The sequence below is a fragment of the Azospirillum sp. P4_B5 genome (assembly GCF_056402275.1).
This window is the reverse complement of sequence record NZ_JBFUHT010000023.1, coordinates 23873-50370: the sequence shown is the minus strand read 5'-3', so window position 1 is coordinate 50370 and position 26498 is coordinate 23873. Positions and strand designations below refer to the sequence as shown.

Annotated in this window: 26 protein-coding genes; 11 read left to right on the top strand and 15 right to left on the bottom strand. The window is 68.5% G+C overall.

The window, feature by feature from the left end; all coding sequences use genetic code 11:
- Positions 1–6: 6 nt before the first annotated feature.
- Positions 7–813 (bottom strand): Fic family protein, encoded by an 807-nt coding sequence (locus AC1DVI_RS18730; protein WP_476959253.1) that lies wholly within the window; start codon positions 811–813, stop codon positions 7–9.
- Positions 814–1033: 220 nt separating this feature from the next.
- Between AC1DVI_RS18730 and AC1DVI_RS18725 the strand changes: the two genes are divergently transcribed.
- Positions 1034–1456 carry a bacteriohemerythrin gene (locus AC1DVI_RS18725; protein ID WP_149167183.1) on the top strand — a complete coding sequence of 141 codons (423 nt, stop codon included), beginning with the start codon at positions 1034–1036 and terminating at the stop codon, positions 1454–1456.
- Positions 1457–1541: 85 nt separating this feature from the next.
- Here the strand turns inward: AC1DVI_RS18725 and AC1DVI_RS18720 are convergent, their stop codons facing one another.
- The gene (locus AC1DVI_RS18720) at positions 1542–2201 is read right to left on the bottom strand and encodes a BON domain-containing protein (RefSeq protein WP_476959252.1); all 660 of its coding nucleotides are present in this window, start codon (positions 2199–2201) and stop codon (positions 1542–1544) included.
- Between the two features lie 204 nt (positions 2202–2405).
- Positions 2406–2882 carry a CYTH domain-containing protein gene (locus AC1DVI_RS18715; RefSeq protein WP_476959251.1) on the bottom strand — a complete coding sequence of 159 codons (477 nt, stop codon included), beginning with the start codon at positions 2880–2882 and terminating at the stop codon, positions 2406–2408.
- Between the two features lie 199 nt (positions 2883–3081).
- Between AC1DVI_RS18715 and AC1DVI_RS18710 the strand changes: the two genes are divergently transcribed.
- Complete coding sequence (locus tag AC1DVI_RS18710) at positions 3082–3318, top strand: hypothetical protein (RefSeq protein ID WP_149167186.1); 237 nt, start codon at positions 3082–3084, stop codon at positions 3316–3318.
- Positions 3319–3384: 66 nt separating this feature from the next.
- Here AC1DVI_RS18710 and AC1DVI_RS18705 read toward each other — a convergent pair whose 3' ends face one another.
- On the bottom strand, positions 3385–3543 hold the full coding sequence (locus tag AC1DVI_RS18705; RefSeq protein ID WP_149167187.1) for a DUF3309 family protein: 159 nt from the start codon (positions 3541–3543) through the stop codon (positions 3385–3387).
- A gap of 163 nt (positions 3544–3706) precedes the next feature.
- Positions 3707–5368, bottom strand: coding sequence for a CorA family divalent cation transporter (locus AC1DVI_RS18700; RefSeq protein ID WP_476959250.1), 1662 nt, complete (start codon positions 5366–5368; stop codon positions 3707–3709).
- Between the two features lie 189 nt (positions 5369–5557).
- On the opposite strand from AC1DVI_RS18700, the gene AC1DVI_RS18695 reads away from it, so the two are divergent.
- The gene (locus tag AC1DVI_RS18695) at positions 5558–6247 is read left to right on the top strand and encodes a hypothetical protein (RefSeq protein ID WP_476959249.1); all 690 of its coding nucleotides are present in this window, start codon (positions 5558–5560) and stop codon (positions 6245–6247) included.
- A 186-nt stretch (positions 6248–6433) separates the two neighbouring features.
- Positions 6434–7198, top strand: coding sequence for a metallophosphoesterase family protein (locus tag AC1DVI_RS18690; protein WP_476959248.1), 765 nt, complete (start codon positions 6434–6436; stop codon positions 7196–7198).
- A gap of 25 nt (positions 7199–7223) precedes the next feature.
- On the opposite strand, the gene AC1DVI_RS18685 is transcribed toward AC1DVI_RS18690, so the two are convergent.
- Positions 7224–8132: a LysR family transcriptional regulator gene (locus tag AC1DVI_RS18685; protein ID WP_476959247.1), complete on the bottom strand. Its 909-nt coding sequence runs from the start codon at positions 8130–8132 to the stop codon at positions 7224–7226.
- Between the two features lie 136 nt (positions 8133–8268).
- Between AC1DVI_RS18685 and AC1DVI_RS18680 the strand changes: the two genes are divergently transcribed.
- Positions 8269–9270, top strand: a complete 1002-nt coding sequence (locus AC1DVI_RS18680) for an aldo/keto reductase (protein ID WP_476959246.1) — start codon at positions 8269–8271, stop codon at positions 9268–9270.
- Positions 9271–9375: 105 nt separating this feature from the next.
- On the opposite strand, the gene pyk is transcribed toward AC1DVI_RS18680, so the two are convergent.
- The 4 genes from pyk to AC1DVI_RS18660 all read right to left on the bottom strand — a co-directional run bounded on the left by pyk (position 9376) and on the right by AC1DVI_RS18660 (position 13420).
- A complete protein-coding gene (gene pyk / locus AC1DVI_RS18675) occupies positions 9376–10794 on the bottom strand; it encodes a pyruvate kinase (protein ID WP_476959245.1) in 1419 nt (472 codons plus the stop codon).
- Positions 10795–11003: 209 nt separating this feature from the next.
- Positions 11004–11198 (bottom strand): hypothetical protein, encoded by a 195-nt coding sequence (locus tag AC1DVI_RS18670; RefSeq protein WP_476959278.1) that lies wholly within the window; start codon positions 11196–11198, stop codon positions 11004–11006.
- Positions 11199–11546: 348 nt separating this feature from the next.
- Entirely contained in the window at positions 11547–12827 is a 1281-nt protein-coding gene (locus tag AC1DVI_RS18665) for a glycoside hydrolase family 3 N-terminal domain-containing protein (RefSeq protein ID WP_476959244.1), read from the bottom strand.
- Positions 12824–13420, bottom strand: a complete 597-nt coding sequence (locus tag AC1DVI_RS18660; protein ID WP_476959243.1) for an inner membrane CreD family protein — start codon at positions 13418–13420, stop codon at positions 12824–12826. The genes AC1DVI_RS18665 and AC1DVI_RS18660 overlap by 4 nt, the downstream gene beginning before the upstream one ends.
- Between AC1DVI_RS18660 and AC1DVI_RS18655 the strand changes: the two genes are divergently transcribed.
- The 3 genes from AC1DVI_RS18655 (at position 13395) to AC1DVI_RS18645 (ending at position 15256) form a co-directional block, all read left to right on the top strand.
- A complete protein-coding gene (locus AC1DVI_RS18655; RefSeq protein ID WP_476959242.1) occupies positions 13395–13814 on the top strand; it encodes a winged helix-turn-helix domain-containing protein in 420 nt (139 codons plus the stop codon). The two genes, AC1DVI_RS18660 and AC1DVI_RS18655, sit on opposite strands and share 26 nt — an antisense overlap.
- A gap of 195 nt (positions 13815–14009) precedes the next feature.
- Positions 14010–14960 (top strand): sensor histidine kinase, encoded by a 951-nt coding sequence (locus tag AC1DVI_RS18650; RefSeq protein WP_476959276.1) that lies wholly within the window; start codon positions 14010–14012, stop codon positions 14958–14960.
- On the top strand, positions 14921–15256 hold the full coding sequence (locus tag AC1DVI_RS18645; RefSeq protein WP_476959275.1) for a sensor histidine kinase: 336 nt from the start codon (positions 14921–14923) through the stop codon (positions 15254–15256). The genes AC1DVI_RS18650 and AC1DVI_RS18645 overlap by 40 nt, the downstream gene beginning before the upstream one ends.
- Positions 15257–15276: 20 nt before the next feature.
- Here AC1DVI_RS18645 and AC1DVI_RS18640 read toward each other — a convergent pair whose 3' ends face one another.
- Together AC1DVI_RS18640 and AC1DVI_RS18635 are read right to left on the bottom strand one after the other, a co-directional pair.
- On the bottom strand, positions 15277–16617 hold the full coding sequence (locus tag AC1DVI_RS18640) for a sigma-54-dependent transcriptional regulator (RefSeq protein WP_476959241.1): 1341 nt from the start codon (positions 16615–16617) through the stop codon (positions 15277–15279).
- Positions 16614–18281, bottom strand: a complete 1668-nt coding sequence (locus tag AC1DVI_RS18635; RefSeq protein ID WP_476959240.1) for an ATP-binding protein — start codon at positions 18279–18281, stop codon at positions 16614–16616. The genes AC1DVI_RS18640 and AC1DVI_RS18635 overlap by 4 nt, the downstream gene beginning before the upstream one ends.
- Before the next feature lie 174 nt (positions 18282–18455).
- On the opposite strand from AC1DVI_RS18635, the gene AC1DVI_RS18630 reads away from it, so the two are divergent.
- Genes AC1DVI_RS18630 through AC1DVI_RS18620 form a run of 3 tightly spaced genes read left to right on the top strand, consistent with a single transcriptional unit; the run spans position 18456 to position 20783 of the window.
- Entirely contained in the window at positions 18456–19718 is a 1263-nt protein-coding gene (locus AC1DVI_RS18630; RefSeq protein ID WP_476959239.1) for an NAD(P)H-binding protein, read from the top strand.
- Between the two features lies 1 nt (position 19719).
- Positions 19720–20187, top strand: coding sequence for a DUF2269 family protein (locus tag AC1DVI_RS18625; protein ID WP_476959238.1), 468 nt, complete (start codon positions 19720–19722; stop codon positions 20185–20187).
- Positions 20188–20201: 14 nt separating this feature from the next.
- Positions 20202–20783 carry a DUF4166 domain-containing protein gene (locus AC1DVI_RS18620; RefSeq protein ID WP_476959237.1) on the top strand — a complete coding sequence of 194 codons (582 nt, stop codon included), beginning with the start codon at positions 20202–20204 and terminating at the stop codon, positions 20781–20783.
- 84 nt (positions 20784–20867) lie between these two features.
- On the opposite strand, the gene AC1DVI_RS18615 is transcribed toward AC1DVI_RS18620, so the two are convergent.
- From AC1DVI_RS18615 to AC1DVI_RS18605, 3 genes are read right to left on the bottom strand one after another with little or no spacing between them, the layout of a single operon-like run.
- Entirely contained in the window at positions 20868–23846 is a 2979-nt protein-coding gene (locus AC1DVI_RS18615) for an AAA family ATPase (RefSeq protein WP_476959236.1), read from the bottom strand.
- Positions 23843–24598, bottom strand: coding sequence for a hypothetical protein (locus AC1DVI_RS18610; RefSeq protein WP_476959235.1), 756 nt, complete (start codon positions 24596–24598; stop codon positions 23843–23845). The genes AC1DVI_RS18615 and AC1DVI_RS18610 overlap by 4 nt, the downstream gene beginning before the upstream one ends.
- Complete coding sequence (locus tag AC1DVI_RS18605) at positions 24591–26477, bottom strand: ABC-three component system protein (protein WP_476959234.1); 1887 nt, start codon at positions 26475–26477, stop codon at positions 24591–24593. Before AC1DVI_RS18605 ends, AC1DVI_RS18610 begins: the two co-directional genes overlap by 8 nt.
- Between the last annotated feature and the right edge of the window lie 21 nt (positions 26478–26498).

The following is a 26498-nucleotide window of genomic DNA, read 5'->3' as shown; positions in this document are numbered from 1 at the left end:
GCCCCTTCAGGGGAGTCGGCCATAGCCTTCATCCCGGTCATCGCCGAAGCCGTGCTCATCCTCGTCGGCCGGCTCGAAATCGCGAAGGGCGCGGGCGGCGCTGCGCAGGCACAGGTTCAGGCTGCGGTCGAGCAGGCGCATCATCAGGTCGCGGAACGGCGTCTTGTCGCCCAGCGACCAGGCGCGTTCCACCATCGCGGCGTACATCTCGCGATCCTCGTCCGTGATCACCACCGGCGGGAAACCTGCGCGGTTCAGGATCAGGTTGCACAGCAGAAGCGCGGTCGCGGCGTTGCCCTGGAAGAAGGGACGGACGCTCATCAGCCGATGATGGGCCTCGAAGGCGGCCTCCGGCCCCGCTTCCGTCCGGCGCAGCCAGCCTGACAGCGCCGACATCGACACCCGCACCTTCGCCGGATCGGGGGAGGCCCCGGCGTCATCCTTCAGCGCGCCGTCCCGGTAACGCCCGGCGTTCGTGTCGATTCCCTGATAGAGCACGCCATGGAAGGCCGCGATGGTGCGCTCCGTCACCACCCCGCCGCCCTGGAAGGACAGGCGGGCCATCAGTTCGAGCGCGGCGCGGTGGTTGAGCGCGAGGCGCTGCGGCTCGGCCGGACGGCTGCGCAGCACCGCGCCGCGGTCCAGCACCATGCGGATGTCGTCCGGGGACAGTTCCCCCCCCTCGACGAGAAGGCAGGCGGTGGTCAGGCCGCGTTCGAAGCGGTCGGCCAGATCGCGGACCACCGTCAACGGCATCGGTCGGGCGTCGTCCAGAACCCGCTTCTTTTCCAGAATATCGTCCAGCAGCGCCATCGTCCCGAACTCCGCAGATCCCGTGCATTTTCATAATGCCTGTACGGCGCGCGGGGAAGCACATCCTTTGCCGGCCCACAAGCTCAACAGGGTGCGGCGCAACCTCCGGCCTGCGGTTTTTTGCCGCTTGTGCCGCCGCGGTTGCCGGTTTTAACATCGCAATACAAGATTTCCGCCCGCCTATACTCGGCTGACCCGGCCCTCTGGAAGGATTGATCCGATGCAACATGTTGCCTGGGATAAATCGATGAGCGTCGGCGTCGAAGTTCTCGACGACGACCACCGAAAATTGCTCGACATGTTCAACCGGCTGCTGAAGGCCGGCATCGCGGAGAAGGACCGCTCCAGCCTATCCGGGCTGCTGGGGGGCTTGCAGGAGTACACGACCGTGCATTTCGCGCGGGAAGAGGCGCTGATGGAGCGGCAGGGCTATCCCGGCCTCGACGCCCACCGGGCCGCGCACCGCTATTTCATCGACGAGGTCCACAAGCTGACTCTGGACGATGACGACAGCAACGAGATGATGCTGCGCATCGACCTGATTCTGCTCCTGAAAGAATGGTTCATCGAACACATCCAGTCGGTGGACAAGCAGTACAGCCCCTTCATGGCCGAAGACGCCGGCAGCAGCACCGCCCATTGAGCGCATGCGCGAAAGCCCCCGCACCGGGTGGAGCGGGGGCGTTTCGTCAGCGTCTCGGAGGCCGGCACCCGATCAGAAGGCCATATCAGAAGGCCATGGTGCCGCCCAGCTCGCGAAGACGCAGATTGTTCTGAACGTGACGGACGCCGGAGGTGGCGTCGGCCAAGTCCTCGGCCCGGCGCTTCGCCATACGGTCGTCCACCGTGCCGTCCAACGTGACCTCGCCACCCGACACGGACACCGCGATGTCGGTGGCGTCGAGATAGGGGTCCTCGGTCAGCCGGTCGTTCAGATCGTCGCGGATCCGTTCGTCCGACCGGGTGTAGCCCCGTGGGCCGCGGCCGCGGAACTGGGCGCGCCGCTCGTCCTCCTCGCGACGGCGTTCGGCATCGTCGTTGCCGAACCAGGAGGCGACCTCGTCACCGGCCTGCTCCCAAAAGTTGCGCTCCCGCGCCATGCCGATGGGCTCGTCGCGATGGCGCTCCCCCCGCATCCGGTCATCCCGCATACGGCCATCCCACGTGCGGTCGTCGCGATGCCATCCGCGCTCGGCATGGCCCCAGTCGCTGCCCCAGCGGCGGGCGGGATCGCGTCCGCCGGAACCGCCGCTTTCGTAGTCACTCCGGGGATAACCGCCTGCGCCGTAGGCTCCGCGCCCAAATTCGTTGCGGTCGCGGACGTCGCGGCGGTCGTCCTCGTCCACATTGCGGGCCTCGTCCTTCCACCGGTTCTCGTGCTGAGTCATCGTGCCAGACTCCCGTTCGCCGTTGACCGCCGCCCATCCGGACGGCCCTTTTGCAACAGGACGGCGCCGGGCTGCGTTCCCCTTTCGGCGCATCGCCGGAGTGTCCGCACAATCTGGCACGCGGATTGCTGCGCTGCACACAGTCATCCACGCAGCCTTGGCCCCGGTCCCCCTTCGGACCGGGGCTTTTTTTCAGGAGACGGGTTACGCCGCGTTGACCCAGCGGCGGATCGGGCTGCGCGACAGGGCGGAATTGCTGTAGGCCGCCCGGTGCGTGATTTCCGCACCCACCCAGTCGGGAAGCGGAACGACTTGGTCGGCATGGGACAGTTCGACTTCGGCGATCACCAGACCGGCGTTCTCGCCACCGAACACGTCGACTTCCCAGCAGAGACCATGATGGCGGATAAGGTAACGGGTCTTCTCGATCAGGCCGCCCCGGCAACTGTGGCGCAGCAGACCCAGGGCGAGGTCGAGGGAAAGCGGATGTTCCACCTCCTCGCGACACAGGCCGCGGCGGGGGCCTTTGACGGTCAGCGTGGCGTCCGGCCCCGCCACCCGGACCCGCACCGTACGAACGTCGTCGGAGGGCAGATAACCCTGGACGATGGACAGGCCGTTTCGGCACAGGGGACGGATGTCCCTCCGGACCAGAAAGCGCCGTTCGATCTCAACCGCCATGATATCCGCCTTTCGGCATATCGGACACCGCTGAGGATAATCGCCCGCCACGCTGCGGTGCAATCATGCCTCATACGCATGAAGTCCATTCCTGCGTTGCGGTATTACCATTTGGACACGTCATCGAACAAGCGCCCACGACGCAATGCCCGACGCTCCGTGGTGGGAGCGGCCACCCGTTCTGGGGTAGCATGCCGCCATGGCACAAGACTTCGCACCCTGGCTGATCCTGTTCGCCGTCTACGGCGCGCCCCTCCTCCATGTGATGCTGTCACGGCGCGGCGGTCCATGGCGTCCCCCGCCCGGCACGCGCTGCCCGTTCGGCCCGCGGGCCGGCTGGGTGGTGATGGTGCTGATTCTGGGGCCGATCGGCTGGCTGATGTTCGTCATGCGCAACGGGCGCCGTTCCCGTCCCGGCCGCAGCCCCGGAGCGTGACGCCCCAGGGCCGGTGGCGGAACGGGAACGGCGCCCGCGCGTTGGGTTGCCCGGACGGGTTGCCCGTCAGATGCGGCCCATCAGCAGCAACACGATCAGGATCAGAAGCAGCACGCCGAGGATACCGCTGGGACCATAGCCCCAACTGCGGCTGTGCGGCCACGCCGGAACTGCGCCGATTAGAACGAGAATCAAAATGATGAGCAGAATGGTGCCGATGCTCATGGCGTCCTCCCAAATGTGGAGCTTTCGCTGACAAGAACGCGAGCTTGGCCGGGCGGTTCCTGCTTCACGCCTGTTCTTTAGCGCCCGCCATCTCCATTCGGGGCAGAGACGCCCTACCCTTCCGGCTTTTCTTCAAAGCCCACGTCCACCGGCCTTCCCCGGCTCAGAAAGGCGGTCCGGCGCGGCGACTCGGGCGCTCCCACACCTTCGCCAGCAGCGACAGCTTGCTCCGCCCCGGCAGCCGTTCGTCCGACAGCGCTTCCAGGAAGTCGGCCAGACGCTTGGAGCGCATCACGCTGAAGGCGATCAGACCGACCGTCGCCAGCAGGACGAACAGGAAGAACAGAACGCGCGCCGGCAGCGGATCGTCGGCCATGGCGAGCAGGTTCATGCCGAGAAAGCCGGTGACCAGCGTCCCGATGGTGCTGACCACCGTCACCACGGTCAGCCGCAGCACCGTGTTGGCCTGCCGTCGCAGTCCGTCGCTGTCCAAATAGTCGCTCATGTCCTGAACCTCGTCCCGCACCTCGGCGTAGAGGCGGTCGGTGCCGAGATGCCCGGCCCACAGGCGGAACAGGTCGCGCAGCGGCCCCTGGATCGACAGCTCATGGAACCAGTAGCGGTGGGTGAAGCGCAGGAAGATCTCGAACATCTGCCGGATGTCCCGCTTGAACCGCTTCACCGACTCCACGGTGCCGATGTCGAGTTGGCTGACCGCCAGCACCAGCCGGTCGGACAGCATCACCAGCGCCGCCCGGTGGAAATGCACGACCAGCCCCAGCAGGAAATATTGGTGGCGGAACTGGCCGAGCAGCCCGGTTTCCGCATCGGTGAAGAAGGCGTCGCGTTCCGACCCCACCAGGACCAGCGAATGGCCGCAGCACAGGATGCGGCTGCGCGTCCAGGCGCCGGGCGCCCTTGGGTCCCAGTAGCGGTCGTAGCAGTAGCGCTGTTCGAACCCCTCCAGGAAGGCCGGGGCGAAGGGCATCACCTCGCCAGGTCCCGATCCAGGGGAGGTGGCGAAGCCCAGCCGCACCCAGTCCGCCCGCTCCAGCCGTTCCGGCTCGTCCAGCGACAGATAAGCCATGGCCGGCATCCGCTGATATTCGAGCTGGCGGTAACGCAGCAGCCCGGTCTCCTCCGAATGATGATGGACCAGGGGGCGCAGAAGAAACGACCAGTGGGCGGCGATGCGCGGCGCCCGGTGGCGGCACACGAAGGACAGGTAATCGGCCTTCCGCTCATAGTCGGAGACGGCGAGCAGGGCGCCGTCGGCGCCGATCCATTCGACGCGGTGCGGGCATTGTGCGGCGCTGCCGTCCGACTCCCAGGCGGGTGGATAGGTGCGGCCCAGCCGGAACAGCGTGTCCTGCACGCGGTCCAGAGGCAGGTCCTCGCCGAACATCTCCACGACGAGGATCGCGACATCGACGTCGTGGAAGAAATGCAGATCGACATGGGCGATGGCGAAGCGCAGCGGCGCCTGCCCCCGCCGCAGGGTGACCGTCAGCGCCGCCACGTCGCGCCGCCGGAAGACGCGGATCGGAGAACCGCCATAGCCGGGCCGATGGTCGCGCGATTCCCCCTCGCCATAGAGGAAACGCTGCACATAGGGCAGAAAGGACACGAACTCGCTGTAATGGCGCTCGCTGAATTCGGCGGGATCCTGGGTGAACTCGTCCGCCACCTCCTGCCAGGGGCAGTCCGGCCCGCCAAGCCATTCCCAATGGTTCTGGATCTGCGCACCCGCCTTCAGCGGCATCAACTGCACCGGCCACAGCAGGATTTCGCGAAACCGGCGCACGCGGATCGGGCTCTCGTCCATGGCGACCCTCCCCCTTGTCCTTCTTTTCCCACATCCTAGCAGAGTCCGGACCGGCGAAAACGCGGCACCAAAGTGGGATTGCCGGGCATTCGCACCATCCCATCGAACCGGACCATTAACCAGGACGAAAGCCCGGCCCTGCTAACGTCCCCCGTTCAGACCATGCGCCGGAGGAGGATTCATTTGCCGATGACGCGCCGGATCGGGCTGTTCCTGTTGATGGCCGCACTGGGAACGGCCACGTCCGCCCTGGCCGTGGAGGCCCCTGTCTCCAACACTGTCTCCGACACCGTCTGTGCCGGCGAGGGCGCCGGGCGGCGCTGCACCGTGTCCGCCGTCCAGCCTTTCCCCGACAACCGGGGCGGCCTCGGCGAGCTGAGCATCAGCGCGGTGCGCGACGCGGCCTGCACCTCTCTCTACATCATGTTCGACGAGCCCATCGCCCTCGCCCGCCCCGTCACGCTGACGGTGGACGGCGCCCCGCCGCAGCGCTTCTACACGCCGCGGCAGCTTTCCGAGCTTGCCGATGCGCTCGATGAAGCAAGCCAGCCCGACACGGCGTTGGAAGCCGGGCCGCCGGAATTCACCCGCTTCCTGAGCCAGGTGGCCAAGGGCGCCATCGCCGACGACGACGCCGGGGCGGAGATGCTGAGGCGCTTCGCCGCGATCAAGGAGCCGCGGCGCATCGGCCTGACCTGCGGCCCGATGGAGCGGCTGATGCCGCTGATCCGCTCGGACCGCCCGCTGCGGCTGGAGTTTCAAAAGCAGGCCGACAGCGCGACGCAAGTCTATCATTGGCCGCGGCTCGACCGGCGAACCGTGGAGTTCCGGCTGGGCAGCCTGCTGGAAGCGCTGGACCGGGCCATGCCTGATTCCTGACCGCGCCATTCGAATTAACCATTCAGGCCTCTTGACCGCACCCACTCTTTGCCGTCCGACTCGCCCCATGAGGATGAATTCGGTCAAGGCGGTCCGGGCAAGCGGCTGTCCGACTTGAGAGCGCGCACCGTCATCCCCATCCTGTCAAGGCAGGACCCACCCATCGAAGACGGAGGAGAGCGGAGCGTGTTCGGCTTTGCGCGCAAACTGTGGTCGGACCCGGAGCCCGTCGCGAGCCATGTGCCGCGGGGCATGCGCGTCTACGCGGTGGGCGACATCCACGGACGCCTGGATCTGCTAGACCAGTTGCTGGTGCAGATCGACCGCGACGCGGCGAGCGGCGCCGACCTCGTCAAATATCTGGTTTTTCTCGGCGACTATGTGGACCGCGGTCCGGACTCCGCGATGGTCATCGAACGGCTGTGCCGCGAGCCCCTGCCCGGCTTCGGCGCCATCCACCTGCGCGGCAACCACGAGGCCGCGATGATGGACTTCATCGAGAAGCCGGAGGCCGGAGCGGACTGGCTGGAGTATGGCGGGCGGGCGACGCTGGCCAGCTACGGCGTTCCGGCCCCCGTCGAGGACGCCCCCCCGGAGCATGTGGACGAGGCCCGCCAGCGCTTCGCCGCCGCCCTACCGCCCCATCACCGGGCCTTCCTCGCCGGGCTGCGTTCCAGCGTCGCCATCGGCGACTACCTGTTCGTCCATGCCGGCATCCGCCCCGGCCTGCCGCTGCACCGCCAGCGGGACGAGGATCTGTTGTGGATCCGGCGGGAGTTCCTGACTTCCCACATCGACCATGGCAAGCTCGTCGTGCACGGCCACACCATCGTCGAGCAGCCGGACATCCGCTCCAACCGCATCGGCATCGATACCGGGGCCTACGCCTCCAACCGGCTGACCGCGCTGGTCCTGGAGGGCGGGGAGCGCCGCTTCCTCTGCACCATCTGAGGCATCACGTGCACCATCTGACGCCTCACGGCGCGGCGGCCTGACGGCGCCAGTCCTTGAGGAAGTCGAGGAAGGCGCGCAGCGACGCCGGGGGCTGGCGGCGCGAGGGGTAGTAGAGGAAGGGGCCGGGAAAGCTCTGGCTCCAGTCCTCCAGCACGGCGACGAGGCGGCCGGCGGCGATGTGCTCCCGCACATAGTCGTCGAAGGTCATCAGGAACCCCAACCCGTCCAGCGCCGCCCGCAACTGGATGCCGGTGTGCCCAGCGTGGAAGGGGCCGCCGGGCTGGATGCGCACGATGCGGCCGTCCTTCTCGAACTCCCAGGGCGGGTGGGCGCCGCTGGCATAGACGGTGGAGACGCTCGGCTTGCCCAAGAGGTCCTCGGGCCGTTCCGGCATCCCGAAACGGTCGAGCACGGACGGCGCCGCGCACAGCACGAAGCGCTGCGGCGGGCCGAGCGGCACCGCGATCATGTCCTGCGCCAGATGTTCCTCGTAGCGCACACCCGCGTCGTAGCCCTGCGCCACGATGTCGATCAAGGCGATGTCCACGGTGATTTCCAGTTCCACATCCGGAAAGCGGGTCAGGAAGGGCGTGACCATCGGGGCCAGCACGAGATCCACCGCCGGGGCCGGCGCGTTGATGCGCAGCCGCCCCGCCGGACGCCCCTGGCGCTCCCGCAGGTCGGACAGAGCGCCCGCCACCTCGCCCAGCGCCGGCTCCAGGCGGCGGAGAAGCTGCTCCCCGGCCTCGGTCGGGGCGACGCTGCGGGTGGTGCGGTTCAGCAGGCGGACGCCGAGATGATCCTCCAACTCCCGCATCCGCTGGCTGAGGCTGGAGACGGACACGCGCTGCTCCAGCGCCGCGCGGCGGAAGCTGCGGTGACGGGCAACGGCGGCGAAGGCTTGCAGGTCGCGCAGGTCGGTGTCGTCCATCCCCGGGTTCCGATTGTTCGATGCAGTGAACAGCCCGTTCGGCATTGTCCAGCTTATCGGATCAATGGGGTCGGGTCATCATCCAGGACAAGGCGGCGCTGGAACGGCGCCGCGACCGACGGAGAGGATCAGGAACATGGAACAGCGCACGCTCGGGGCCGCCGGCCCCGTCAGCTCGGTCATCGGCCTCGGCTGCATGGGCATGTCGGACTTCTACGGTCCGGCCGACCAGGAGGAGAGCATCGCCACGATCCACGCGGCGCTCGACGCCGGGATCACCCTGCTCGACACCGGCGACTTCTACGGCATGGGGCACAACGAACTGCTGATCCGCGACGCCCTGCGCGGTCGCGACCGCGACGGGCTGCTCATCAGCGTGAAGTTCGGCGCCCTGCGTGACCCGCAGATGGGCTGGAACGGCTACGACTCCCGCCCGGCGGCGGTGAAGAACTTCCTGACCTATTCGCTGCGCCGGCTGGGGGTGGATCACATCGACATCTACCGCCCGGCGCGGCTCGACCCGAGCGTCCCCATCGAGGATACGGTGGGCGCCATGGCCGACATGGTCAAGGCCGGCCACATCCGCCACATCGGCCTGTCGGAGGTCGGTCCGGAGACGATCCGCCGCGCCGCCGCGGTGCACCCGATCAGCGACCTGCAGATCGAATACTCCCTGATCTCCCGCGGCATCGAGGAGGCCATCCTGCCCACCTGCCGGGAGCTTGGCATCGGCGTCACCGCCTACGGCGTGCTGTCGCGCGGTCTGATCAGCGGCCATTGGAGCAAGGACCGCACGGGACAGGATTTCCGCAGCCGCAGCCCGCGCTTTCAGGGCGAGAATCTGGACCGGAACCTGGCGCTGGTGGAGCGTTTGCGGGACATCGCCCAGCGCATCGGCGGTTCGGTCGCCCAGGTCGCCATCGCCTGGGTGGCGGCGCAGGGCCGCGACATCGTCCCGCTGGTCGGCGCCCGCCGCCGCGACCGCTTGGCCGMGGCGCTGGGCGCCCTGGACCTCACCCTGTCGGCGGAGGATCTGGCGCAGCTGGCCGAAGCCCTGCCGCCCGGCGCCGCGGCGGGCGAGCGCTACCCGGCGGCGCAGCTCGTCCACATGGACAGCGAGACGTACAGGCGGCGCTGATCCTTGCCCCCMCCCCGGCCCTCCCCCGCTGACGCAGGGGAGGGAGATTTGYCCCCTCCCCTGCGCAGCGGGGGAGGGTTAGGGAGGGGGCGCCATTGCGGAACCTTACCCCTCGACCTGCACCACGCGCAGGTTGTTGGTGGTCCCCGCCTTGGCGAAGGGAATGCCGGCCACCACGACCATCTGGTCGTTGGGCTTGGCGAAACCCTCCTCCTTGGCGAAGCCCAGCGCCCGCTCGACCATCTCCTCATAGGTGTGGATGTCGGCGGACAGGACGCTGTGCGCGCCCCAGAGCAGGGACAGGCGGCGCGACACCGCGGCGTGCGGCGTGATCGCCAGGATCGGCACCGCCGGGCGACGCCGGGCGATGCGCGCGGCCGTGGTGCCGCTGGAGGTGTAGGCGACGATGGTCGATGCGTGGATCACCTCGGCCAGATCGGCGGCGGCGGCGGCCACGGCGTGGGGCGCGGTCTGCTCCTCGCCGGGGTCGGAGGCGTCGATGATCGAGCGGTAGAGCTTGTGCTGCTCCGTGCTGCGGATGATGCGGTCCATCATCTCCACGGCCTCCACCGGGAAGGCGCCGCTGGCCGATTCCGCCGACAGCATCACCGCGTCGGCGCCGTCATAGATGGCGGTCGCCACGTCGGACGCCTCGGCCCGCGTCGGGGTCGGCGCGTTGACCATGGAATCGAGCATCTGCGTCGCCACGATCACCGGCTTCACGGCGAGGCGGCAGGCGCGCACCAGCTCCTTCTGGCGGCCCGGCACCTCCTCGTGCGGGATCTCGACGCCCAGGTCGCCGCGGGCGACCATGACCGAGTCCGACAGGCGGATGATGTCGTCGATGCGGTCGAGCGCCGCCGGCTTCTCGATCTTCGACATCAGCCCGGCGCGGTCGCCGATCAACCCGCGGGCCTCCAGCAGGTCGGCGGGCTTCTGCACGAAGGACATCGCCACCCAGTCGACGCCCAGCTCCAGCCCGAAGGCGAGGTCGACGCGGTCCTTGGCGGTCAGGGGCGACAGCTCCAGCACCGTCTCGGGCAGGTTGACGCCCTTGCGATTCGAGATGGTCCCCCCGATCACCACCTTGGCATCGATGTAATCGTCGCCCAGCCCGGTCACGGCGACGCGCACGCGCCCGTCGTCGATCAGCAGATTGTGGCCCGGCATCACCGCGGCGAAGATTTCCGGATGGGGCAGCGGGATCGCGGTCTTGTCACCGTCGGCGCCGGACAGGACGAAGCGGATCGATTCGCCGGCGGCAACGGTGATCTTGCCGTCACGGATGGTGCCGACGCGGATCTTCGGGCCCTGCAGGTCCTGAAGAATGCCGATGGGACGGCCCATCTCGGCCTCCAGGGCGCGGATGGCGGCGTGGACCTTGGCGTGGTCCTCGTGCGTCCCGTGGCTGAAATTCAGGCGGAAGGTATCGACGCCGGCCAGGAACAGCCGCTTCAGCATCTCGGGGGTGTTGCTGGCGGGACCGACCGTGGCAACGATCTTCGCGCGGCGGTGACGACGCATATAGTTTCGGCCTCTCGGGCCGCCTCCTTGGTGGAGTGTCGAACGGCGGGCATGCCGGGTGTGAGCCGGGCGGCCATCGAGCCGCCCGGCTGCCGTTCACATTGGTGGATAACGGCCCGCTGACAACCACCACGCCCGCAATAATGACCCGGCTGTGGCACAGCCGCCGCCAGCGGACCGGATCCAGTGTCCGTTTGCACCGCCAATCATCATCGATCCGTCACCGAACGGTCACGCGACGACGCCATCTGCCACTCACTCAGTGCTGACCTGCACTGCCCCTGGTGCGGAACGGGATTTGACCGGGCGCCTGCTTCGGCTGCGAAGCCGATCATCTCGCGCACGACGTCGGCGTCGGGGCTCTTCTCCAGCAGCGCGCGAAGCGCCATCATCGCGTCGGTCATCGTGGTCACCCTTCGGTCGGGTTGAGGTGTGGTGACCAGACTCTACCGAAGACCCACGATGACCGCCCCGCTGTGGACAACCGGCCCGCCTACGCCAGCTCTGGGGGGCGCTTCGGCGGGCCGGTTCCCCACAGCTCCTAAACCACGTTCAGGGACGTGACCCTTGGCGAAGCCGTCGCATGACCATATGCTCTTGATCAGCGCCGTGGTCTGGAAACGCAAAAAGCCGGCTCCAAGACGGAACCGGCCTTTGCAAACGCATGTTTTGGTTGCGGGGCACGCAACCGCCTTTGTTTGCTCTTCTTGGCCACTCACCTCCCTCTCAAACGGTGCAGGTAGTTGAGCGCGCTACGGCAACGCCTCGGTAGAATTACGGTCCAGCCTTTCGCGGCTGGCTGCAAGTGCGGCGGGGTCGAGGTCACCGCGCTTCGCCGCGTCCATGGCGCAGGCCATGGCCCGATAGAATTGCGCGCCGTCGAACGCGAGGAGCAGCAGATCGACCCCGGCGTTGAGCGCTTCTTCCACCGCCCGGCACAGGCCGTATTGATAGACGGGCGTCATGACTAGATCATCCGTGACGACCAAACCGTCGTACCCCCAGTCCCGGCGGATCACCCCATCCACCACACGCTGCGAATGGGACGCCGGGCGGTCGGGATCGACGGCGCTCAGGATCACATGGCCGATCATCAGCAGCGCCTGCGAGTTGCCCGCCAGAACATGGCGGAACGGTCTCCAGTCCGTGGCTTCCAGCGTTTCACGGCTGTCCCCGATGGCGGCCCGAAAATGGTGGGTGTCCGTGCCGACGCGGCCCAGGCCGGGGAAATGCTTGACGGTCGGCTGGACGCCGGTCTCGGCCAGCCCGTCGGCGTAGGCTGCGGCAACGTCCCCGACGACCGTCGGGTCCCCTGAGATCGCCCGCCGCGCGATGAGGCTGTTGAAATCCAGCGGGTCGGGTGCCCGGTCGGCGCGCAGGTCGAGCACCGGCGCGAAGTTGATCGTGACGCCGAGCGACCGCAGGTCCCGGCCATGGTCGCGGCCCAAGGCGCGCGCGGCGGCGCGGCGCTCGTCAGGCGGCAGGCCGGCCAGCGCGGAGGGGGCCGGGCGGTTGGGAAGCCACGGCGACAGCTTCGACACGATCCCACCCTCCTGGTCGGCGGCCACCCGCAACGGGGGGAGCCCAGCGCGCCGGCGGATGTCCTGCAACCGGCGGATCTCGTCGCGCAGTTCCTCCGCCGTCCGCCCGGCCAGATTGCGCCGCGAGACGAAGATGCCGCTGATCAAGCCGCGCACGGCCAGCCCTTCGACCTCCTCAACCCGTTCGTAACCGACCATGAAATGCCGGCCCAGTTCAAACGCCACCGCCTCCAGCGCCGAGAGGACGAAGGCCTTACGCAACTGGAAGGCCCCCTCCGCCCCCAGCACCGCCAGGGGAACCGCGGCCCAGAGCGTCAGCATCGCTCTCCGTCGCCTGACTCCACGCCTCAGCACGATCAACAGACCGCAAAGCCCGGCCACCGCGATGACCGGACCCGACCAGCCGCGCACCGCCATCAGGTAAGGGTCGTGGATGTTGGCCCCGGCGGCGACCAGCAGCAGGCCAAGGCACCAGCCGATCACGCGGGTCATCCCTCCCCCGCCCGCCAGTCCACGCGCTGGGTCACCGCCATCACTGCGGACAGGACCAGGAACAGCGCGACCGACCCCACCAGCAGCGAATAAGTCTCCAGACTGAGGAGCACATACAGGAACCCAAACAGGCCGCCCAGCACCGTAGCGAAGATCGCTGTCGGGACCATACGCCGGGTGACCGCCGCGGTGTAGAGCGACGCCTGGGTCAGGACGAAGGCGGCACCGATCCAATAGCCGGCGCCATAGCCCAACGGCTCGGCGAAGGACACCAGCAGAAGGGGGAACAGCGTCACCGATACCCCCAACAGTCCGTATTGGATCGTGTGGATGCGCGCCACCGACAGAAGCTCGATCAGCCCATAGACGGTGAAGGACAACACGACGAAGAGGATGCCGTACTTCGACGCGCGATGAATCATCCGGTAGGTGGGAACCGCCTCCAGCAGGTCGACACCGACGAAGGGTCCGCGCATTTCCGTTTCTGTTTCGGACAGCCGGGACGAGGTCCAGAGCGGCGGCTGGGCATAATCCACGCTTCGCCAGCGCGCCTCGAACGCCGCGTCGGTGACGGTCGAGTCCGTCGGCAGCACCGTACCGGCAAAGCTCGGCGTCGGCCAGGGCGCCCTCGTCAAGACGGTGCTGCGGAGCGCGCTCCCATCGGAGCCACCGCCTCCCCCACCACCGCCGGAGCTTCGGCACAACCGCCTGCGGCTGGACCTGGACGGCGTTCGCGCCTTCTGGGACGAGGCGGAGGTGGTCCTGACGGCGACCGAGTTCGGCCTCCTGCGCACCCTGGCCGAACGTCCAGGCAAGGTGTTCAGCCGCGACGCCCTGATGGACGGCGCCTACGCCACCGAGCGCTACGTCGCCGACCGCACGGTGGACAGCCACATCCGACGGGTACAGGCCAAGTTCCTGGCTGTGGGTGGCACCCCCGTCGAAACCGTGCATGGGCTGGGCTACAAGCTGTCGGATTGCCGATGAGGCTGTTCCGGCCAATCTTGCGCCGGCCCATTCGGCGCCTGTCCATCGGAACAGTACTGCTGGTGATGACGCTCGCGGCCCTGGCCCTGCCCGTGAGTGGGCTGTGGTTCCTGCGCCTTTACGAAAGCGCCCTGCTCCGCCAGACGGAATCGGAGCTGATCTCCCAGGCCGGCGTGGTCGCCGCCGTCTACCGCGATGCGTGGCGCCGTGCCGGGGGGTGGACGGAGGAACCCGGCCTGCCCGTCGATCCACCCTGGACACACCCGCCGGGCTTCGACGCGCCCTGGACGCCCCGCTTCGCCGGGCTGGATCTGGCGGAGGACCCGATCCTGCCCGCCGCCCCCGACCCCACCCCCGCGGCGGCGGCCCCCAATTCCGCCGCCCAGACGGCGGGGGCCTCGTTGGCGCCGATCCTGCGCGAGGCGCAACGCGTCACGCTCGCCGGCATGCGGGTCTCCGATCCCCAGGGCATCGTCGTCGCCAGCACCGGAGAGGATCTCGGCCTGTCCCTGGCCGCGCAGGAGGAGGTCCGCCATGCGCTGGCGGGCAATGCGACCAGCGTGCTGCGCGAACGCACCAGCCGCTACCAGGCGCGGGCGGAGGGAAGCGTCGCGCCCGAACGCAGCCGCTCGTTGCGCATTTTCACGGCCCATCCGGTGCTCGACGAGGGCCGCGTGGTCGGGGTCGTGGTGCCGTCGCGCACGCCGCGCAGTCTGGCCGACACCCTGTACGGCAAGCGCTGGCAGCTCGCCGGGTTGGCGGTGGTTCTGCTCGCGTCGGTGGGGGTGCTTGGCGCGTCTCGGGACCGTCGCCATCAGCCGCCCGCTGCGCGCCGTGACCGCGCTGGCCAAGCGCACGGCGGACGGCGAGCGCGGCGTGATGGCCCCCGTGCAGCGCCCGATCGTGCGCGAGGTGGCCGAACCGTCGGACGCGCTGACCCGCATGGCCGCGACGCTGGAGCAGCGGGCGGACTACATCCGCGACTTCGCCGCCCATGTGTCGCACGAGTTCAAGACCCCGCTCACCACCATCCACGGCACGGTGGAACTGCTGCGCGACCATCTGGACACGATGTCGGCGGAGGAGCGGGACCGCTTCCGGTCGCCATGGGAGCGGAGGCGCTGGAAAGCTGTCTGGCGAACCTGATCGAGAATGCCCGCCGCCATGCCGGTCCGGACGCGCGGGTGGAGGTCGCGCTGGCGGCAGACGACGGCGGCGCGGTTCTGCGGGTGTCCGACGACGGGCCGGGCGTGTCGCCCGCCAACGCCGGACGCATCTTCACGCCCTTCTTCACGACCGCAAGGCAGAGCGGCGGCACCGGTCTCGGCCTCGCCATCGCGCGCGGAATCGTCGAAGCGCATGGCGGGATCATCGCCCTTCGGCCTGCGGAGCGCGGCGCCCTGTTCGAGGTCAGGCTTGCCCGGCCGGACGGCGAGGCCTGAACCGCCAAGTTTGCCAAGGGTTACGGAGCGGACCGCCGCAGCCCCAGCCGAGTCATCATCTTCAGCAACCCCACCCGCGACAGGCCGAGCCGGCGCGCGGCGGCGCTGTGGTTGTTCCCGGTGGCGGCCAAGGCGGCGGTGATCATCCGGCGCTCCAGCGCCGCCACAGCCTCGGCCAGGGTGGCTGGCGGGGCCGGGGCGAAGGCCTCCGGATCGCCGCTGCGGGCAAAGGCAAGGTCGGCCACCGTCACGATATCCCCCTCGGCCAGCGCGGCGGCTGTCGTGACCACCGCGCGCAGTTCGCGGACGTTGCCCGGCCATTCCTGCTCCGACAGCCACGCCAGCGCGTCCGGCGCCAAGCGCAGCCGCCGCGGAGAGGCGTCCGTCAGGAAGCGGACCGCCAGAAGCGCCACGTCCTCGCGGCGCTCCGCCAGGGCCGGCGTGCGCAGGATCAGCCCCTTGAGGCGGTAATAGAAATCCTCACGCAACGCCCCCTGCACCACCATGGTTTCCAGGTCGCGGTGGGTCGCCGAGACCACCCGGACATCCGCCGTCCGGGGCTGACGTCCGCCGACCGGCGTGTAGGTGCCCTCCTGAAGGAAGCGCAGCAGCTTGACCTGCATGGCCGCCGGCATCTCGCCGACCTCGTCGAGGAACAGGGTTCCGCCATGCGCGGCGGCCACCAGCCCCGGACGGTCCTGGTGGGCTCCGGTGAAGCTGCCCTTCAGGTGCCCGAACAGCTCGCTTTCCAGAAGCTCCGCCGGGATGGCGCCGCAATGGACGGGCACGAAGGGGCCGGTGCCGCGTGGGCTCGCCGCGTGCAGGGCGCGCGCCACCAGCTCCTTGCCGCTGCCGCTGGGTCCCAGCACCATCACCGGCACCTCCGCCGGGCCGATGCGGCGGATCATCTCCTTCAGCCGCAAGATCGCCGGGCTGACGCCGACCATCCCGTCCTCCTCCGTCCGGGCGGCGCGCAGGGTGGCGAGTTCCCGCTCCAGCCCGCGCTTGGCGAGGGCGCGGACGACGACGAAGCGCAACAGCTCCGGCTCCACCGGCTTCGCCAGGAAATCCCAGGCGCCCTCGGCCACCGCCCGCAGGGCCAGCTCATGCTCCGCGTGCGCGGTCAGCACGACCACCGGCACCGCGGCGAAGGCGGGCACCAGGGCCAGCCCGGCCTCCGGCGTCCGTTCGGGCGGCATGACGAGGTCGAGCAGCACCAGATCGGGGCGCTCCCGCTGGAAGAGGTCGCGCGCCTGCGCCCCGTCCGCGGCGGTGACCACCCGGTGCCCCTGCTTTTCCAGCCACGCCGCGGCGAGCCGGAGAAAGGCGGGTTCGTCATCGACGAGAAGCAGCGTGCTCATGATGGAAACCTCAGGCGGACGCAGGTGGACCATCCCGGCCGTTCGGCCAGCGCGACCGAGCCGCCATGGGCGGCCATGACCTTGGCGACGATGGCGAGCCCCAGCCCGGTGCCCCCCTGGCTGCGCGACACGAAGGGCTGGAACAGCGAAGCGCGGATCTCCTCCGGAACGCCGGGACCGTCGTCGCACACCTCGACCGTCACGCCGCCGGGGCTGCGCTCCGCACACACCAGCGCACGCCCGCCGGCCGCCCCGGCGTTGTCCAGCAGGTTCACCAGGGCCTGCCGCAAGCGCGCGGGATCGGCGCGCAGCGTGAGGCCCGGCGGGATGTCGGCCGTCACGTCACCGCCGAGCGCGGCGAGCGCATCCGCGAGATCGACCTCGGCCAGTTCCACCCGCCACGGCTTGGCGTAGTCGAGCAGGTCGCGCACCAGGGCATCCATGCGGGCGAGCTGGGTCCGAACCTCGCCGCGCGTCTCCGGGGCGGCGTCGGCCACCGCCATGGCGACGATGTTCATGGGATTGCGCAGGTCGTGAGCCACGGTGGCGGCCAGCGCCCCCAGCTCGGCCAGCCGCTGGCGTTCGGCGAAGGACCGGCGCCGGTCGAGATCGTCGCGGGCCTGCACTACCAGCTCCTCCAGCACCCCGGCCACGCGGCGCGGACCGGGCGGGGCGCGGTCCAGTTCGACCGGATCGAAGGCCTCCGGCGTGCCGCCATCGGTGAGCGCGAGCCGCTCACGCAACAGCCGGTCCGCCGTCGCCGTCAACGCGGCCTCGTCGCCCGCTTCCTGCAACTCCCGGCGCCAGCGGACCAGATCGTCGGCGGTCACCTCGCCGCCGGGATAGACGATGCGGTCGGCCAGCCGGCGGAGCGGCCCGGCAAGGCCAAGCCCGCCCAGCAACGCGATGGCGGTCCACAGGAACGGCGCGCCGGCCCGCTCCGCGGCGAATCCCGCGCTCAGGGCCGACACGAGCGCCGCCAGAGCGATCAACAGCCCCCAGCACACCGCCCGCACGGCCCAGCGGTTCACCGCCATCAGCCGGTAACGCAGTACGGCGTAGGCCAGCACGATCAGGTACAGGGGAAGCAGCAGCAAAGGCCACGGGTAGGCGTCGACACCAAGCACCGGAAAGGCCAGCCCGCCGACCGACAGCAGGCCGAGGCCGGAGGACAGCAGAACCAGAGTCAATTGCCGGCGGCGCACACCGCCGGCCCCGCGCCATTCGTCCAGCAACAGCCAATGCCCCGCCGCCGCCAACCCCACCGTGGCCGCGACCSCGGCCAGCCCGGCCCCTTCATAACGGAACAGAGTGCCCACTCCCGGCCACGGAACGAAGCGTCCGGCCCCACCGATCAGCTCAGCGAGCGTGGCGGCGATCCCCGTCGCATAGGCCCAGCGTATCCCCGAACCGGCACGCCCCGTCAGGGCGGCGGCGACATGGACGAACACCGCGCCGCCCAGCGGCGCCAGAGCCATCAGCGCCGCACCGAACGGGCCGGGAAACAGCAATCCAACCGACCAGCCGCCAACCAGGAGAAGGAACGCCGCCAGCGGCCCGGTTCCGGGAAGCGCCCCTCCATGCCGCCACAGCAAGGCAGCCAGCCCGGCGCCCCCCAGCGCGCAAAGCGCCATGGCCGTAGCCAGCGCCGCCGATGCCGTCACCCCGACCACTCCCTCATCCGATACAGGTGTATCCAACGTTGACAGGGACCCTAGCGCATTTCGCAACCCCGGTTAACAACCGTCGCGCTCCAATCCCCGGAACCCGCGCACTCCGGCTTTGGCACGGCCTTTGCCATTCCCTGGTGGAAGCAGAATGAAACTGGGGGTTTACCGGTGTCCACAGACTCTCCGTCCAGCCCGCGGGCGGTGACGATCATCGGCGGCGGCTTCATTGGCCGGCATCTGCACGCCGCCCTTGATGCCGCCGGCCATCGCGTGGCCGCGCCCGGACGTGTGGATTTCGATCTGGTCCGCGACGATGCCGCCACGCTAGCCGCCGCGCTGGCCGGACAGGAGGTGGTCATCAACGCCGCCGGTCTGGTGCGAGGCCGTGGCGGCAACAGCATGGAGGCGGTGCACGCGGACGGAACGGAGCGGCTGGTCCGGGCGTGCCGGATGGCCGGCGTGCCAAGGTTGATCCACCTGTCGGCTCTGGGGGCCACGCCGGATGGACTGACCCGGTACCAGCGCACCAAGGGCCAGGGCGAAGCCGCGCTGGCGAGCAGCCCCGGCCTGGATTGGTGCGTGGTCCGCCCCTCGGTCGTCATCGGCCGCGGCGGCGCCAGCACGATGCTGTTTTCCGCGCTGGCGGCCTTGCCCCTGCCCCCACGCGTCGGTCCCGATGGCTGGCAGGTCCAGCCAGTGCATGTGGACGATCTCGCTGCGCTGATCGTCCGGCTGGTGTCCTTGGATGGCCCGCTGCCCCGCCGCATCGACGTGGTGGGGCCCGAACCGATGACCACCGACGCCCTGACCATGACGCTGCGGGCCTGGATGGGCCTGCCGCCGCAGCACCATCTTCCGGTTCCCGAACCGCTGCTCGCCGCCGCCGCGGCCATCGGCGACCGGCTGCGCACCGGTCCGGTCAACCGCGAAACCCTCGCCATGCTGAAGGCCGGCAACACCGCCGACCCGGCGCCCTTCACCGCCATTCTCGGGCGGGCGCCCCTTGCCCTGCCGCTGGCGCTGGCTCGCCACCCGGCATCCGATGCCGACCGCCTGCACGCGCGCTTGTATGTCCTGCGCCCGGTGTTGCGCTGGAGCCTTGCCCTGTTGTGGATCGCCACCGGCCTGCTGTCCTTCGGCCTGCATCCGCTGGAGGACTCCCACCGCCTGCTCGCGTCGGTGGGGTTGCAGGGTCCGCCGGCCGACCTGGCCCTCTTCGGCGGTGCCGGCCTCGACCTGATCCTCGGACTGCTCCTGCTCGCCCGCTGGCGCCCGGTGGCGGTCGGCGGCGCTATGCTCGCCAGCATGGCGGCCTTCACCATCATCGCCACAGGCCTGCCCCTGGACCACTGGACGCACCCCTTCGCCCCTCTGCTCAAGAACCTGCCCATCGCCGCGGCGACGCTGACGATGATGGCGATGGAGGCCTGATATGGACGCAACCACGCTCAAGCTCATCCACATCCTGTCGGCCATCCTGCTGTTCGGCACGGGCCTGGGAACCGCCTTCCACGGCATGGCCAGCAACCTGTCGAAGGACGTGCGCGCCATCGCCGTCGCCAACCGCAACGTCGTGCTGGCGGATTGGCTGTTCACCACACCCACGGTGGTGATCCAGCCGGTCAGCGGCCTGTGGCTCGCGCTGGAACAGGGATGGCCTCTCAGCTCGGGCTGGATCGTGCTGACGCTGGTGCTCTACGCCATTGCCGGCGCGTGCTGGCTGCCGGTGGTGTGGCTGCAAATCCGCATGCGGCGCATGGCGGAGGACGCCGTCGCCGCGGGAACCCCGCTGCCCCCGCTGTACCGCCGCTACTTCCGCATCTGGTTCGCGCTCGGCTGGCCCGCCTTCGCGGCAATGGTCGTGATCGTCGGGCTGATGGTGTTCAAACCGGAATTCTAAAGGAGAAAGTCGCCATGACCCCGTTTCAGCGCATCCTCGGCGCCGCATTCGACGACCTGCCCGGCCCTGTCCGCGCCCTGCACGCGCTCACCACCAGCGTCCACACCGCCGGCTTGGCCGACATCCGAGCCGCCGCCAACCCCGGAGCCTGGCTGCTGTGCAAGGCCGCCGGCTTGCCCAAGCCCGGACAGGGCGTTCCGGTCAGCGTCTCCTTCCATCCCGATGGCCGGGGCCGTGAATTCTGGAACCGCCGCTTCGCCGGGCGCCGGTACGCCAGCACGATGGAAGCCGGACGCCAGCGTGACGACGGGCTGCTGATCGAGCGCTTCGGCCCCTTCGACCTGCTGTTCCGGCTGGAGCCGACGCGGGGCAGGCTTGCCTGGTCGCTGGTGGGCTGGAGAGTGCTCCACGTTCCCCTGCCGGCCTGGAGCCGTCCGACCATCGAGTGCAGCGAGTCCGGCGACGGCACGCGCTTCCTGTTCGACATCGACGTCGCGTTTCCGCTGATCGGCCACGTGGTGCATTACCGGGGATGGCTCGACGTGATTGATCAGGTTCGTGCCGGTGATCGGGAATCAGAGAACTCAGGCTTGTAGCGTCTCTGGAACTCCGTAGGTTGGTTGGACGCGCCACCGAGAGATGCTTCGTCAGGACCCGCCAACGACGGCGAAATTTTCCCGTTATTGCGAAAATCCTTCCTCATCGATCGAATAGGACACGCCGTCCTTCCCGAGGGCGTGCAAACGGCACAGGTTGAATGCGATCCCGGCGTTTCGGCATTTGCGTTCGATGAAGCGCGCCTCCTCCAGGTCATGGGTCGACAGGACCACTTGGTAGGATTCGGCCCGGACCAGCGGGCGCAGCATATCGAGGAACGCCGCCTTGTGGACGAGGTCGTTGTACTGCAACGGGTCGTCCAGCAGCAGGGCGCGCCAGCGCGACCAGGGGTGGGCCGTGCTGGCGGCGAGAAGGAAGCTGAGCGCCTTGACGCCGGCTTGTCCTTCGCTGAAGTATAGATTCGCGTCGTTGTCATCGAGGGTGATGGTTAACTCTCCCTTCGCTCCCTTGCGCCGACGAACATGCGCCATGTCGGGGCGCAGGTCAGGAAACGAAGACCAGACCTGGTCGAAGCGGTCCGCGCGATGCCGCAAGGGATCGACGATGGTAGCGATGTACTCCGCTTGCTTCATGTCGATGATACCGGCAATCCGGTTCGCGATCCGATGCGCGCGGTTCCACTGCTTTTCCGCCTGTTCGGCGCCGGCGATGCGCTCGTCGAGCAGAGCCAGATAGGACTCCTCGTCGACAGCTTTCTCGGCATCCACCAGTTCTTTGATCTGCCGCTGCAGATCGTGGCGACGCTGGTCGGCAAGCCACCGGTCGTAACCGGCCTTCAGTGTTTGGCAGCGTTCGCCGACGGCGCCCACCACGTCCTCCGCGTCGGCGATCCTGGCAAGCGCCTCCACCAAGGCACCGGTGGCGGGCTCACCGGGCAGCCTGTTCTCCTTCCAGATCCGCAGATAGGCGTCCTGCTGGGCGGCGAGTCCCGCACGCTCCTGTGCCAATGCGTCCAGGTTGGCTTTCGTCCACTGCACGAGCGGAGTTCCTTCCGGCGCAGCGAGCACGCGGGCGTCCACCGCGCGCGCGGCCGCATCGACGTCCACCTCAGCCTTCGCCAGCGCCGCGCGGGCCTCCGCAACGGCGGCGTCGACGGCGACGGGGTCGAGTTCAAATGAGTCCGGGACGGCATACAGGGCGGATGCCAGGATCTGGTCGACGCGCGCCCGTGCGTCTTCATGCTCCTTCTCAACGGCCGCAAGCGCCTCCGCCGCGCTCGTAACCGTTTGCGCCGCCCGCTGCCGCCGGTTCGTCAGCGTCTCGTCAGGGTCGAGCGCGCGCCGGACCTCCCGCAACCGCGCCACCTCCGTCTCGGCGGCGGCCACCCGGCCATCGAGCCATTCGGCCAACCCATCCAGCGGCCGCCCCCCGATCTCGGGTCGGTGTCGGAGCGTATCGGCCCGGGTATTGGCCGCCGACTGGCGGTCCAGATACGGCTGAAGGGCGTCCGCGGCGGCTTGGCGGAGCGGACCGTGCGCGGCGATCGCGTCAAGGCACGCCTTTACCCGAGCGCCCGCCTCCGCAACGCGCGCTGTCGCCGCCGTCAGACCTGGGTCCTCCCGCTTCAACGCTTCGTGGGCACGGTCGTACAGGCTGCCGTCCTTGTGGACGGCGAGACACAGGGGGCATTCCGTGTCGCCCTCGTGCAAATTCTTGATCAGGGCGCTGAGGTGAGCCGCCTTGTCCGCAACGCTTTCGGCAGCGGCGGCACGCGCCGCTTCGGCGTCCGCCAGTGCCAGCGTCGCGTCGTCGTGCGCCTCCTCCAGGGCCCTATGGTGCTCCTCGGCGGCCCGCAGCGCGTCCTCCGCCTGCGCACGCGCCTCCGCCTCGTTGGCCGCGCCGCGCAGGGCGATGCGCACCGCCCGCCCCTCCTCCGCCAGCGCCCGCCACGACGCCAACACGCCCTCCTCGATCCGCACCGCTTCGTCCGCTTCAGCGAGGTAAGTGTTCAGATCCTCCAGAGGCTGCTGGGCCTCATTCGCGTCCCTCACCGCCCGGCGGTGCTGCTCAAGCCGATCGGCCACTGCCTTGACGGCGGCATCGGCAGCCGGCTGTTGCGCCAGAAGTGAACGGCGCCGCTCCCACCGCTCCAGCCGCAGTTCGGCATCCGCTTTGACGACGAGCGCACGATGGAGGTCCGTCACGCCCGCAACCGCACCGTCGAGGCGCGCCAGCTCCGCCACCCCGGTTGTCCAGGGGGCGACCTGTTGCTCCGCCCGCACCAGCGCGGCCCGGCGCTCCGCCATAGAGGTTCGGCTCATCTCAACCGCCGCGGCGAGAGCCTCCAGGGTCAACGCCGCATCGTCGTGTGCCTCCGCCTCGAAACCGCCGGCGGACGCCAGCCGCCGCACCAGGGTCTTCGCTTCGTCCAGCACTTGGTCTGCGGAGTAGGCGGAACCGGCGGAGAGGAGAGCGTCGTGCTCGCGCGCCTGATTCAGCAGCGACTTCAACCTGTCGCGCTTGGCCTTGAACTCGTCTCGTGCCTCCGCCTCTTTGTTGGCGCCTTTCTTCAAGCGTGTCTTCGTACTTTGCCCCAACCGGTCAATCATCCGGTCGATACGTTCCGCCCCGGTCAATTCGCTGAGGTCCCTCCACCGTTCCTGCGGATCGCGGGATGTGAGCCGCAGAGTCGACGACTGGCTGAGCACATGGGTCAGGCCAAGATAATGCCCCAGATCCACAATCCCGTGCGGCCAAGCGGGATCGCGCAGCACGTCCAGCACATCCGACAAGGTGGGCATCGACTGCGGCCCGCGGGTGATGGCTTTTCCGTCGCTGAACGTTAGCGTCACGGCGTGGCTGCCGAGGGCCGCGCCGCGGCGGGTCAGAGCACGATCGACCTCGCCTTCGCTCTGACTGAACCGGCGAATCCGGCCGGTCAATGCCCATTCGATGCCTTCGATCAAGGTCGTCTTGCCGAGCCCGTTGGGACCGGCCACCACCAGCACGCTCGGCCCCGCCTGCAAGGGAATGCGGCAGTTCGGTCCGAAGCTGCGGAAATCGTCCAGCCGGACCTCGCTTAGATGGATGCGATCCTTCATGGCGCGGCCTCCAGCGCGGCAACCAGACGCTCCGGGAGATCGTCGCCGGGCTCCGAAGCGGAGAGGATATCGATCCAGCGCCGAGCCGCGGCCTCGTCGAACTCTTCGCCCTCGTCCGCCAGTTCCGCCGCCAGACGCGCCCAAGGGTCGAGCGGGGCGCTGATCACGTCGTCTCGATTTTCATTCCCATCCCCATCCTTCTCGTCGGGCAGCCAGGGGCGCACCAGGAAGGTGCGGTCGATCACCGCGTCCAGCGATTTTTGCCAGAGGCCGACAAGCTCCGGTGCCGGCGGCAGCCAGACCAGCACCCGACAGACGCGCTCGTTGCGCTCAACCACCTTGCGGGCGTGGTCCCAGTCATCGTCCGTGTCGCTGCCCGGCGGCCCTACCAAAATCAACAGCAGATCGTCGCCTGCCCGGCCGAGCCAGGACCAATCGATGGCCGCCTGATTGAGATGGCGGCGCAATGCGCCTTCCACCGCACCAAGGTCCGGATCGGTCCCGAGCGAGCCGACCAGCACCCGGTGGTAGCCAATGGCGAGCGCCAAGGAACACTCGGGCAGTTCCCGCTCCGTCACGGCCGATGGTTCATCCGCTTCCCCGTCACCCACGGCCGCCTCGACCCACAGGCTTTTGCGCAACATGCCATGGGATTCGCGGTTCACGTTCAGCGCCGCGGGGTCCGGACAGCGCCGGGCGATGGCTTCGGCACGCTCCGCCAAGGAGCCGGCCAGGAACTCCAGCTCAATCATGGAGAACAGATTCCTGCTTGGTTGGGGTGGTCAGCCGTTCCAGATAACGGGCTTGCTCCCGCAATCGGGCGCGGAACACGTCCCGAAGATGCTGCTCGACTGCGTCGTGACCGCTTTTCAGAGCCGTTGAGAACCCATGGTCAAACACGAGGGCGATGGGATGGGACAGGCTGTTGTCGGTCAGTCGCCCGTCGGGCGACTGGTGTCCAATGGGCCGCTGACGGGCGCGCGCCAGATTCTGCGGCGAGCGCACGGAACCGAGGATGATGACACGGCACATCCAAGGCAATTCCTCCAGCGCGCCCAACCAATGCTCGATCGGACCGCCGTCAACCCATTCCACCGCGCAGCTGTGGCCGCGCAGAGAGAGCGAGCCGAGATTCCCCGGCGCTTCATGATGAGGTTTCAGTGGACCGGTGCCATCCGGGTGCAGAATGGCGTCGCCGCATTCGGCCACCACGAGGGCGAGGACGGCCGCCGGTACCAGGCATTTCACCAAAGTCTGCCGACCGACGCCGATCAGCCCGTGAGGTTTTCCGTCGCCGTCATGGATCGACGCCAGCATCTCCAGAAAGCGTCGCCGCGTCGGCTCGTCCATGTCCGCCTTCCAACGGTCCCAGAGTTCGAGCAGGCGTTCTCCCAATTCCATCTCGACCGCGATGCCGTATCTGTTGCGGCCGGCTCCAGGGCCATTGATGCAACTCTGAATTCCAACGTCCAGCGCGTCCAACGTGCACCGGTCGAGTGCCGTCTCGATCCGCCGAGCAAGCTCCGCGGCCGTCTCCCCGCCGGCGGACGAACCGGCGGGAAGCGAAGGGCACACACCCCATGATGCTCTCCATTCCGGCGGACCATTGATCGGCATGTGCTTGTCCAAGCAGCCATTGAAGATGCGCCGCCACCGCTCGTGGTCCGAAACCTCAACCTTGAACGCGTCCGGTTCAGCGTGGCAGAGAAGCCGCAACAGGGCGTTTCGAAGCCGGGGCGGGGCGTCCGGCCGAACGGCGATGCGAAGCAAATCGACAGGCGGAGACTCGTCCCAGAGCCGTCCCGCATCGGCCAGCGTCACAGCCCCCGTCCAGGCGAACCGCCCGGGCGCGATTTCGCCGATCTCCACGACCGATGCCGCCGCCGTTGGGGCGATGGGTGACGGCACCTGGGTCGGAGCCGGGAGCCGCGACAGCACCTCGAAAGCGACGGCTGCGGCGGCATCGGCAGCGATGTCCTGGCTGCCTTCCATATCGGTAATAGACTTTCCAACCAGCAAATCGGATATGCCGCGAATGACCAAGCCTCTTACCGACTCATTGCGGTGAACGGCTTCGAGAAAGCCATGCCCTTCCGTTTCGACGGCTAGTGCGTCGTCGAAACGGTTCCGGATATTGATGTATAGCTCCGTTTTTCTGGTCGCGATGACCACTTCACCCGTTACGACATGCCCTGAGACGACCTTTCCCAAAGCTGTCCACCGCTGCCGCCAAGTCATATCCCGGGCAATTGCCTGCCCCTGCTCAAAAGCTGTATGGTTTGAACGGTGCGGATCGGGTCTTGAATGGAACTGTTCGTCGGTTTCCTTTCCCTTTGCGTAGGACGACACAAGCTCCGCAATCACGATATCGCCAATTTTGACGTCCTTCAAACCACCGGCGATGCCAACGAAAAATGCGGCTTCTGGTTTGAAGTGGGCGATGGCCCGCTCGGTCACCACCGCTGCGGCATCGTTGCCTTTGCCAGTTGTGGCCGTCGCCACACGCCAACCATTGAAGGCCCCGACGGTGAATTCGGCCCCCCGTACGGTCTCGCGCTTGGCACCCGTCAGGTGCTTCTGCACCGCCGCGGTTTCCACCAGGATCGCGGTCATGATGATGGCGGTGCGCATCAGTACGGTCCGTCGGCGGAT

Bases quoted from the DNA above. Each gene is read 5' to 3' on its own strand.
- AC1DVI_RS18730 (WP_476959253.1), bottom strand. From the start codon at position 813: ATGGCGCTGCTGGACGATATTCTGGAAAAGAAGCGGGTTCTGGACGAC.
- AC1DVI_RS18725 (WP_149167183.1), top strand. From the start codon at position 1,034: ATGCAACATGTTGCCTGGGATAAATCGATGAGCGTCGGCGTCGAAGTT.
- AC1DVI_RS18720 (WP_476959252.1), bottom strand. From the start codon at position 2,201: ATGACTCAGCACGAGAACCGGTGGAAGGACGAGGCCCGCAATGTGGAC.
- AC1DVI_RS18715 (WP_476959251.1), bottom strand. From the start codon at position 2,882: ATGGCGGTTGAGATCGAACGGCGCTTTCTGGTCCGGAGGGACATCCGT.
- AC1DVI_RS18710 (WP_149167186.1), top strand. From the start codon at position 3,082: ATGGCACAAGACTTCGCACCCTGGCTGATCCTGTTCGCCGTCTACGGC.
- AC1DVI_RS18705 (WP_149167187.1), bottom strand. From the start codon at position 3,543: ATGAGCATCGGCACCATTCTGCTCATCATTTTGATTCTCGTTCTAATC.
- AC1DVI_RS18700 (WP_476959250.1), bottom strand. From the start codon at position 5,368: ATGGACGAGAGCCCGATCCGCGTGCGCCGGTTTCGCGAAATCCTGCTG.
- AC1DVI_RS18695 (WP_476959249.1), top strand. From the start codon at position 5,558: ATGACGCGCCGGATCGGGCTGTTCCTGTTGATGGCCGCACTGGGAACG.
- AC1DVI_RS18685 (WP_476959247.1), bottom strand. From the start codon at position 8,132: ATGGACGACACCGACCTGCGCGACCTGCAAGCCTTCGCCGCCGTTGCC.
- pyk (WP_476959245.1), bottom strand. From the start codon at position 10,794: ATGCGTCGTCACCGCCGCGCGAAGATCGTTGCCACGGTCGGTCCCGCC.
- AC1DVI_RS18670 (WP_476959278.1), bottom strand. From the start codon at position 11,198: ATGACCGACGCGATGATGGCGCTTCGCGCGCTGCTGGAGAAGAGCCCC.
- AC1DVI_RS18665 (WP_476959244.1), bottom strand. From the start codon at position 12,827: ATGACCCGCGTGATCGGCTGGTGCCTTGGCCTGCTGCTGGTCGCCGCC.
- AC1DVI_RS18650 (WP_476959276.1), top strand. From the start codon at position 14,010: ATGCGTGGCGCCGTGCCGGGGGGTGGACGGAGGAACCCGGCCTGCCCG.
- AC1DVI_RS18645 (WP_476959275.1), top strand. From the start codon at position 14,921: ATGGGAGCGGAGGCGCTGGAAAGCTGTCTGGCGAACCTGATCGAGAAT.
- AC1DVI_RS18640 (WP_476959241.1), bottom strand. From the start codon at position 16,617: ATGAGCACGCTGCTTCTCGTCGATGACGAACCCGCCTTTCTCCGGCTC.
- AC1DVI_RS18625 (WP_476959238.1), top strand. From the start codon at position 19,720: ATGGACGCAACCACGCTCAAGCTCATCCACATCCTGTCGGCCATCCTG.
- AC1DVI_RS18620 (WP_476959237.1), top strand. From the start codon at position 20,202: ATGACCCCGTTTCAGCGCATCCTCGGCGCCGCATTCGACGACCTGCCC.
- AC1DVI_RS18615 (WP_476959236.1), bottom strand. From the start codon at position 23,846: ATGAAGGATCGCATCCATCTAAGCGAGGTCCGGCTGGACGATTTCCGC.
- AC1DVI_RS18610 (WP_476959235.1), bottom strand. From the start codon at position 24,598: ATGATTGAGCTGGAGTTCCTGGCCGGCTCCTTGGCGGAGCGTGCCGAA.
- AC1DVI_RS18605 (WP_476959234.1), bottom strand. From the start codon at position 26,477: ATGCGCACCGCCATCATCATGACCGCGATCCTGGTGGAAACCGCGGCG.